This window comes from Idiomarina aquatica (assembly GCF_004362895.1).
GTDB lineage: Bacteria > Pseudomonadota > Gammaproteobacteria > Enterobacterales > Alteromonadaceae > Idiomarina.
This window is the reverse complement of the sequence record NZ_SNXI01000056.1, coordinates 1-1,670: the sequence shown is the minus strand read 5'-3', so window position 1 is coordinate 1,670 and position 1,670 is coordinate 1. Positions and strand designations below refer to the sequence as shown.

At 40.4% G+C, this 1,670-nt stretch carries 2 protein-coding genes; one reads left to right on the top strand and one right to left on the bottom strand.

All coding sequences use genetic code 11. The annotated features are described in order from the left end of the window. Positions 1-94: 94 nt before the first annotated feature. Entirely contained in the window at positions 95-997 is a 903-nt protein-coding gene (locus tag DEU29_RS13915; protein WP_133541011.1) for a hypothetical protein, read from the bottom strand. 322 nt (positions 998-1,319) lie between these two features. Here DEU29_RS13915 and DEU29_RS13910 point away from each other — a divergent pair, with 322 nt between their 5' ends. After that, positions 1,320-1,604, top strand: coding sequence for a site-specific integrase (locus DEU29_RS13910; protein WP_166635932.1), 285 nt, complete (start codon positions 1,320-1,322; stop codon positions 1,602-1,604). Positions 1,605-1,670: the final 66 nt, after the last annotated feature.

The following is a 1,670-nucleotide window of genomic DNA, read 5'->3' as shown; positions in this document are numbered from 1 at the left end:
GCGATAATATCGACCACTTACTGCCCTGGAATATCGAGCTCACACCCTAGCGTCAATTATCTTGGCCGGTTGTGTGGTTCGCGTTACGCTTACATTATAACCTCTGTAACTTGTCGTTTTCTCCGATAGTAAAATCAGACGTTTCGTCAAACACGGTCCAGTAATGGCCTTTTATGTTGGTTTCTTTTTGTACAAGAAGGTCAGGTTCACACCACGTATCGAAATCTAACGACGTCTCGATTAAAGTAACTCCTATGGCTGCCAAATCAGGAACTTGAATAGTTCCTTTCAGCTCAAGTTTCTTAAGTTTCCCAAAACCATCCGCAGGAAAGTCTAGCTCTGTTTTCCCGAAAACATCTTTACCGATATGGAACTCACGTTTATGCATAAGCACCAAAAGCCCAAGAATGAGTTTATCCGATTGGGCTTCGAAGCTCTTCGTGTCTTGCAGTAGCCCAAGACTCTTAAAAGTTTCGGTGAAGCTGGACACAATTTCACTGGGGCTGAACAGAGGTTTTATTTTTATGAAGCTTGACGCCTCATTGACGATATTTACAAGATCTTTGCTTGGCGATTTGGTATAGCTATAGCCATTTCTTTCTTCTGAAAAAAATTCTTTAAATATCCTCTTAGCTTGCTTTCTACTAAACCCATACTTCTTCTTCAACACGTGACTTTCGATCTCATCCAGTTGAAAGAGGACAAAATCGTAAAACCATTTATCGATTGGCGAACTTAAGTCCAGTGGCTTTTTATGGTATTGGAACTCACCATACGCCCGCATCCGACAGTACACTCTATAGAGCGAGAGGAACGTAAGACCAGAATCCCTCTTATGATGAGCAATAAAATGGGAGATTTCTCTAAATATACTTTTAGCGTTTGAATACTCACGCAAACGAATTAGAAGTAATTCAATATCGTCTTCAGAGAAACAGCCTCGCTCCATCCGTTGGATAGCTTCTATGGCCTTAGCTTCAATCGCCTTTGGCAGCACTCGGTTCTCCATTTGCCTAACATTTATATATTGTGCATGCTCACTTCGTCCGTCCCTCAATTATTAACTACGAGCGAGCAACTAACTGATAAAGCAAGCTATTTCTATCAAAAAGCTCACTAAAACAACAAAAACAATCCGAGCATGCTCATTTCCATTCTAACGAGTGCACGGTATCTAACTTTACGTTTTTATTATGTCATTGACATTAAACGAGTTAAATACGTAATACAACAACAAACTATGCATTATTGCTTACAAAACTAAGCCACAAGTTAAGCTAAAGTAAATCACTCAATTCAAAAATCGAGGATGGTAATTGATGTCTAGCCCATTTATTGAGCAATTACGCGCTGATATGCGCTTACGTGGTTACAGTTTAAAGACTGAAAAATCATACTTAGGCTGGGTCCGTCAGTACATTTTCTTTCATAAAAAGCAACATCCTAAAAAGCTGGGTAGTAATGAAGTTCGAGAATTTCTAAGTTGGCTAGCTAACGAACGCCATGTCGCCATAAATACTCAGAAAACGGCGCTTAATGCTTTGGTCTACCTCTATCAGAAAGCGCTAGGTATAACCGACTTTCCGCACCGACATCAGGAATAAATCTCCAGATACCGTTTTCCGAGCACCTGTAACACAATCTGCTGTTGTTCGTTGAGACCGGTAATG